At 70.3% G+C, this 7226-nt stretch carries 5 protein-coding genes; 1 reads left to right on the top strand and 4 read right to left on the bottom strand.

What is annotated here, in order from left to right; genetic code table 11:
• Positions 1–61: 61 nt before the first annotated feature.
• From G5C51_RS38320 to G5C51_RS38305, 4 genes are all read right to left on the bottom strand, one after another.
• A complete protein-coding gene (locus G5C51_RS38320) occupies positions 62–1351 on the bottom strand; it encodes a citrate synthase (RefSeq protein ID WP_165244924.1) in 1290 nt (429 codons plus the stop codon).
• 189 nt (positions 1352–1540) lie between these two features.
• A complete protein-coding gene (gene recD2, locus G5C51_RS38315) occupies positions 1541–3772 on the bottom strand; it encodes an SF1B family DNA helicase RecD2 (protein ID WP_165244920.1) in 2232 nt (743 codons plus the stop codon).
• Between the two features lie 336 nt (positions 3773–4108).
• Positions 4109–6346, bottom strand: a complete 2238-nt coding sequence (locus G5C51_RS38310; protein WP_338118465.1) for a heavy metal translocating P-type ATPase — start codon at positions 6344–6346, stop codon at positions 4109–4111.
• Entirely contained in the window at positions 6339–6560 is a 222-nt protein-coding gene (locus tag G5C51_RS38305; RefSeq protein WP_165244918.1) for a heavy-metal-associated domain-containing protein, read from the bottom strand. Before G5C51_RS38305 ends, G5C51_RS38310 begins: the two co-directional genes overlap by 8 nt.
• Before the next feature lie 196 nt (positions 6561–6756).
• Between G5C51_RS38305 and G5C51_RS38300 the strand changes: the two genes are divergently transcribed.
• A partial coding sequence (locus tag G5C51_RS38300) for a DedA family protein (protein ID WP_165244916.1) occupies positions 6757–7226 on the top strand: 470 nt, incomplete at its 3' end.

Below are 7226 nucleotides of genomic sequence, written 5' to 3'. Positions count from 1 at the left end.
CGGTGCAGGGGGTCCGGGGGCGAAGCCCCCGGGTTTCCCCTCGCTGTACCTCAGCGGAGCGTTATCGCTGCTCTACCGGGACGAAGTCCCTGAGGACCTCGCCCGTGTAGATCTGCCGCGGACGGCCGATGCGCGAACCCGGCTCCTTGATCATCTCGTGCCACTGGGCGATCCAGCCCGGCAGCCGGCCGAGGGCGAACAGGACCGTGAACATCTCGGTCGGGAAGCCCATCGCCCGGTAGATCAGACCGGTGTAGAAGTCGACGTTCGGGTAGAGCTTGCGCTCGACGAAGTAGTCGTCGGCGAGTGCGTGCTCCTCGAGCTTGAGGGCGATGTCGAGGAGCTCGTCCTCCTTGCCCAGCGCCGAGAGGACATCGTGCGCCGCGGCCTTGATGATCTGCGCCCGCGGGTCGAAGTTCTTGTAGACGCGATGCCCGAAGCCCATGAGCTTCACGCCGTCTTCCTTGTTCTTCACCTTGCGGATGAAGGTGTCGACGTCGCCGCCCGACTGCTTGATGCCCTCGAGCATCTCGAGCACCGACTGGTTGGCGCCGCCGTGCAGCGGGCCCCACAGCGCGTTGATGCCGGCCGAGATCGAGGCGAAGAGGTTCGCCTGCGACGAGCCGACCAGGCGCACGGTCGACGTGGAGCAGTTCTGCTCGTGGTCGGCGTGCAGGATGAGCAGCTTGTCGAGGGCGTTCACCACGACCGGGTCGAGGTCGTACTCCTGGGCCGGGACCGAGAAGGTCATCCGCAGGAAGTTCTCGACGTAGCCGAGGTCGTTCCGCGGGTAGACGACCGGGTGGCCGGTGGATTTCTTGTACGCGTACGCCGCGATGGTCGGCAGCTTGGCGAGCAGCCGGATCGTGGAGAGGTGGCGCTGCTTCTCGTCGAAGGGGTTGTGGCTGTCCTGGTAGAAGGTCGACAGCGCGCTGACCACCGACGACAGCATCGCCATCGGGTGGGCGTCGCGCGGGAAGCCGTCGTAGAAGCGCTTGACGTCCTCGTGCAGCATCGTGTGCCGCGTGACCTCGTCCCGGAAGACCGAGAGCTGGTCGACGGTCGGCAGCTCGCCGTTGATCAGGAGGTAGGAGACCTCAAGGAAGGTGCTCCGCTCCGCGAGCTGCTCGATCGGGTAGCCCCGGTAGCGCAGGATGCCCGCTTCGCCGTCGAGATAAGTGATCGCGGACTTGTACGCCGCGGTGTTGCCGTAGCCGCTGTCCAGGGTCACCAGACCGGTCTGGGCACGGAGCTTGCCGATGTCGACGCCGGTATCACCGACGGAACTCTCGACGATCGGATAGGTGTATTCGTCGTCTCCGTACCGCAGTACTACAGAGTTGTCGCTCACGTCTTTCCTCACCCGACGTATCGTGCCTCTTCTTTGAGGTGCATCTGAGGTCATATGGAGTGCCCTGACTACCTTCCAGCTTCCCTCATGCGGCGTCGGTTCGTTGCACTGGGGGTCGCTCCGAAGGTCATTCAGCGACACTGCGTGCCACTGATGACCATCCTGCCTTGCCTGGCGGCAAAGAGGGAGTCATCCCGCGCCGCGGAGCCGATGATCCAGGGCGGTAAAGCGCCGACCAGCGGAAACGGTGCGTACGGCCTGGCCGAGAGCCTTGCGTGAACCCACCAGAACCACCAGCTTCTTGGCTCGCGTCACCGCCGTGTACAGCAGATTTCGCTGGAGCATCATCCAGGCTCCGGTGGTGACAGGGATCACCACCGCCGGATATTCACTCCCCTGGGAGCGGTGAATGGTGACGGCATAGGCATGTGCCAGTTCGTCCAGTTCTGCGAAGTCGTAATCGACCTCCTCGTCCTCGTCCGTACGAATGGTGAGCTTTTGCTCCACCGGATCGAGTCCGGTGACGACGCCGAGGGTGCCGTTGAAGACGCCGTTCCGGCCCTTGTCATAGTTGTTCCGTATCTGGGTGATCTTGTCACCCACCCGGAAGGTGCGGCCGCCGAAGCGCTTCTCCGCCAGGCCGGGCCGGGCCGGGGTGATCGCCTCCTGGAGGAGCCCGTTCAGCGCCCCTGCTCCGGCGGGTCCCCGGTGCATCGGCGCCAACACCTGGACGTCGCGGCGCGGGTCCAGGCCGAACTTCGCCGGGATGCGGTGGGCGGCCACGTCCACGGTTAGCCGGCCCGCGGCTTCCGTGTCGTCCTCGACGAAGAGGAAGAAGTCGGAGAGGCCGTGGGTGAGGGGGTGGGTGCCCTCGTTGATGCGGTGCGCGTTCGTGACCACGCCGGACTGCTGGGCCTGCCGGAAGATCCGGGTGAGCCGGACCGCGGGGACCGGGCTGCCGGCGGCCAGCAGGTCGCGGAGGACCTCGCCGGCGCCTACGGACGGCAGCTGGTCCACATCCCCGACCAGCAGCAGGTGGGCGCCGGGCGCGACTGCCTTGACCAGCTTGTTCGCCAGCAGCAGGTCCAGCATCGAGGCCTCGTCGACCACGACCAGGTCGGCGTCGAGGGGGCGGTCCGTGTCGTACGCGGCGTCGCCGCCGGGCTTCAGCTCCAGCAGCCGGTGGACGGTCGAGGCGTCGGCGCCGGTCAGCTCCGCCAGCCGCTTGGCGGCCCGGCCCGTCGGGGCGGCCAGCACCACCTTCGCCTTCTTGGCCAGCGCCAGCTCCACGATGGAGCGGACGGTGAAGGACTTGCCGCAGCCGGGCCCGCCGGTCAGCACCGCGACGCGTTCGGTCAGCGCCAGCCGTACCGCCTGCTCCTGCTCGGGTGCCAGGTCGGCGCCGGTACGTCCGCGCAGCCAGCCGAGCGCCTTGTCCCAGTCGACGGAGGTGAAGGCCGGCAGCCGCTCCTCCTCGGCCTGCAGCAGCCGGCGCAGCTTGCCGGAGAGGGAGAGCTCGGCGCGGTGGAAGGGGACGAGATAGATCGCGGTGACCGGCTCGGGGTTGCCCTCCGGGCCCGGCACCGTCTCCTTGATGACGCCCTCCTCCGCGGCCAGCTCGGCGAGGCAGTCGATCACCAGGCCGGTATCGACCTGGAGGAGCTTCACCGCCTCGGCGATCAGCTGCTGCTCGGGCAGAAAGCAGTGGCCCTGGTCGGAGGACTGCGACAGCGCGTACTGCAGCCCGGCCTTCACCCGCTCCGGGCTGTCGTGCGGGATGCCGACGGCCTGCGCGATGCGGTCGGCGGTGAGGAAGCCGATGCCCCAGACGTCGGCGGCCAGGCGGTACGGCTGGTTCTTCACGACCGAGATCGAGCTGTCGCCGTATTTCTTGTAGATCCTGACCGCGATGGAGGTGGTCACCCCGACGCTCTGGAGGAAGAGCATCACCTCCTTGATGGCCTTCTGCTCCTCCCACGCGGCGCCGATCAGCTTCGTACGCTTCGGGCCCAGGCCCGGCACCTCGATCAGGCGGCCGGGGTCGGACTCGATGACGTCCAGGGTGTCGATGCCGAAGTGCTCCGTGATGCGGTCGGCGATCCGCGGGCCGATGCCCTTGATCAGGCCGGAGCCGAGATAGCGGCGGATGCCCTGGACGGTGGCGGGCAGCACCGTCGTGTAGTTCTCCACCGTGAACTGCTTGCCGTACTGCGGGTGCGAGCCCCAGCGGCCCTCCATGCGCAGGGATTCGCCGGGCTGGGCGCCGAGCAGCGAGCCGACGACCGTCAGCAGGTCGCCGCCGCCACGCCCGGTGTCGACGCGGGCGACCGTATAGCCGTTCTCGTCATTGGCGTACGTGATCCGCTCGAGGACTGCCTCGAGCGTCGCGAGCTTCGGTCCGGCGGCGGTCTGCTGGGCCATGTATGGACGTTATCGCCGGGCAGTGACAGGAGGGGAGCGGCCGCAGAAACGCGACGCGCCCCGCCAGGTCCCCCCACGGGCCCAGCGAGGCGCTTCGCTCTCCCGGGCAGGGCTCCCCCCACGGGGCCCTGCCCAGGCGTATCGAGGCCGGGACGGCGGACAGGGAGGGCCGCTCAAAGCTCCCCTGACCATGCCGTCCTGGACAACGTGACGCCGACTCCGCCGGGTGTCGACGCCACCCTGTTAGACCCGCGACCCCGGCAAAGGGTTACCCCCCAATCGTTGTGATCTGAATCACCGGGAGATAGGGCCTAACGGCCCTACCGGCGGTGTTTCTTACCTGAAAGTGCGCAGCCGCAGGCTGTTCAGCACCACGAAGACCGAGGAGAACGCCATCGCCGCCCCCGCGATCATCGGGCTCAGCAGCCCCATCGCGGCCAGCGGCAGCGCGGCGACGTTGTAGCCGAAGGCCCAGAAGAGGTTGCCCTTGATGGTGGCGAGGGTCTTCCGCGACAGCCGGATCGCGTCCGCCGCCACCCGCAGATCGCCCCGCACCAGCGTCAGGTCGCTCGCCTCGATCGCCGCGTCCGTGCCGGTGCCCATCGCCAGGCCCAGGTCCGCGGTGGCCAGCGCGGCCGCGTCGTTCACGCCGTCGCCGACCATCGCGACCGTGCGGCCCTCCGACTGCAGTCGCTTGACCACCGCAACCTTGTCCTCCGGCAGCACCTCCGCGTACACCTCGCCGATGCCGACCTCGCGCGCGACGGCGTCCGCCACCGCCCGGTTGTCGCCGGTGAGGAGGACAGGTGTCAGCCCGAGCCGCTCCAGCTCGGCGACGGCCTCGGCGCTGGTCTCCTTGATCGCGTCGGCGACGGTCAAGACGCCGCGGGCTTCTCCGCCCCAGGCGACAGCCACGGCGGTACGGCCCTCCGCCTCCGCGGCGCGCTTGGCCGCGGCCAGCTCGTCGGGCAGCGCAAGCGACTCCTCGGCCAGCAGCTTCTCCCGGCCGACCAGCACCGCGTGCCCGTCGACGACGCCCCGCACCCCGAGGCCCGCGACGTTCTCGAAGCCCTCCGGCACCGGCAGTTCGGCGCCGCGCTCGATCGCCCCGTCCGCGATGGCCCGGGCGATCGGATGCTCGGAGGCGTGCTCCACCGCACCCGCGAGACGCAGCAGCTCCGCCGCGTCCGTGCCGGGCGCGGGGATGACGTCCTGCAACCGCATAGTCCCGGTCGTCACAGTCCCGGTCTTGTCGAGTACGACCGTGTCCACCCGCCGCGTCGACTCCAGCACCTCCGGCCCGCGGATCAGGATGCCGAGCTGGGCGCCCCGGCCCGTACCGACCATGAGGGCGGTCGGCGTGGCCAGGCCCAGCGCGCACGGGCAGGCGATGATCAGCACCGCCACCGCCGCGGTGAAGGCGGCCGCGGCGCCTGCGCCGGTGGCCAGCCACCAGCCGAGGGTGCCGGCGGCCAGCAGCATCACGGCCGGCACGAAGACCGCCGAGATGCGGTCGGCGAGGCGCTGCACCTCGGCCTTGCCGTTCTGCGCGTCCTCGACCAGCCGCGCCATCCGGGCCAGCTGGGTGTCGGCGCCGACCCGGGTGGCCTCGACGACGAGGCGGCCCGAGACGTTGACGGTGGCGCCGGTGACGGCGTCGCCCGGGGTTACGTCCACGGGCACGGACTCGCCGGTGAGCATCGAGGCGTCCACGGCCGAGGCGCCGTCGACCACGGTCCCGTCGGTGGCGATCTTCTCGCCGGGCCGTACGACGAACCGCGTCCCGGCGTGCAGCTGCTCGACGGGAACGCGCTCCTCGCGCCCGTCCTCCCGCAGCACGGCCACGTCCTTGGCGCCCAGCTCCAGCAGCGCCCGCAGCGCCGCCCCCGCCTTCCGCTTGGACCGGGCCTCCAGATACCGCCCGAGCAGGATGAACGCCGTCACCCCGGCCGCGGCCTCCAGATAGATCAGCGACGACCCCTCGCCCCGCTGCACGGTGAACTCGAAGCCGTGCCGCATCCCGGGCATCCCGGCGTCGCCGAAGAACAGTGCCCACACCGACCAGCCGAGCGCGGCGAGGGTGCCGATGGAGACGAGGGTGTCCATGGTGGCCGCGCCGTGCCGCGCGTTGACGAACGCGGCCCGGTGGAACTGCCAGCCGCCCCAGATCACCACGGGCGCGGCGAGGGTCAGGGAGAGCCACTGCCAGTTGTCGAACTGCCAGGCCGGGACCATGGCGAGCACGACGACGGGGACGGCGAGGGCGATCGAGACCAGCAGCCGGTGCCGGAGCCGGTGCAGCTCCTCGTCCTCGTCAGCCGTACGGGCCGGCTCCTCGGCGGCGGCCGGCGGCGGTGGCTCGGCGGTGTAGCCCGTCTTCACGACGGTCGCGATGAGGTCGTCGACGGACACCCCGTCCTCGTACGACACCTTCGCCTTCTCGGTGGCGTAGTTGACGGTGGCGCTGACGCCGTCCATCCGGTTGAGCTTCTTCTCGATCCGGGCAGCGCAGGAGGCGCAGGTCATGCCGCCGATGGCGAGCTCGACCTGCGCCGGTGACGCCGTCTCAGGCACCCGCCACGCCTGCCAGCTCGTAGCCGGCCTCGTCCACGGCGCCGCGGACGGCGGCCTCGTCGAGCGGTGCCTCGGACGTGACGGTGACCTCGCCGGTGGCGGCGACGGCCTTGACGTCGGTGACGCCCGGAAGCTCGGTGATCTCGGAGCTGACCGCCCCCTCGCAGTGGCCGCAGGACATGCCGTTCACCTTGTAGACGGTGGTGGTGCTCATGGTGCTCCTCAGTCCGGGGTTGGTTCGCTCACGGCCATCGTACCCCCAGGGGGTATGCCTTTGAAGGCACCCCCTCCCCCTAGGGGGCCCCGGGCGTTTCCCCGACCTTCGCGGCCTGCCGATTCAATTCGCTCTTTTACGTGTCAGGCTTTCCTGACAGGTGGGGCGGACGGGAAGGGCGGTGGTCGGGTTGGGCATGGGGAGCGGCGTCTGGCCGTACGTGCTGATCGCGCTGCTGACGCTGCCGCCGCTGGTGCCCAACACCTGGCTGCTGGTGACGGCCGGCGCGCTCGCGGCCGCGGGAAAGATGAGCCTCGCGGCGGTGCTGCTGGTGACGGCGGGCAGCGCGGTCCTCGGCGACCTGCTGGTCTACGGGGGTGCCCGGCGCTTCGGCGGCGGCGTGGTCCGGCTGTTCGGCCGCGGTGCGCGGCGGCGCGCCGCGCTGGAGTGGTCGGCCGCGCGGATCGGGCGGCACGGGATCCCGTTCGTGATCGCCTCCCGCTTCGCGCCGTGCGGGCGCGTCGTCGGCATGTCGGCGGCGGGGGTGCTGCGCTATCCGCTGCGGCGGGTGCTGTGCGCGTCGGCGGTCGCGGAGTCGGTGTGGGCCTCGTACTCCGTGGGGCTCGGCTATTTCGGCGGGGCGGCGGCCGGGGAGGGGGTCACCGG

This window comes from Streptomyces coryli (genome assembly GCF_011044975.1).
Classification (GTDB): Bacteria; Actinomycetota; Actinomycetes; order Streptomycetales; family Streptomycetaceae; genus Streptomyces; species Streptomyces coryli.
This window is presented reverse-complemented; position numbering and strand designations above follow the sequence as displayed.

Excerpts from the sequence above, each read along its gene's own strand:
- recD2 (WP_165244920.1), bottom strand. The coding sequence starts at position 3,772 with ATGGCCCAGCAGACCGCCGCCGGACCGAAGCTCGCGACGCTCGAGGCA.
- G5C51_RS38305 (WP_165244918.1), bottom strand. The coding sequence starts at position 6,560 with ATGAGCACCACCACCGTCTACAAGGTGAACGGCATGTCCTGCGGCCAC.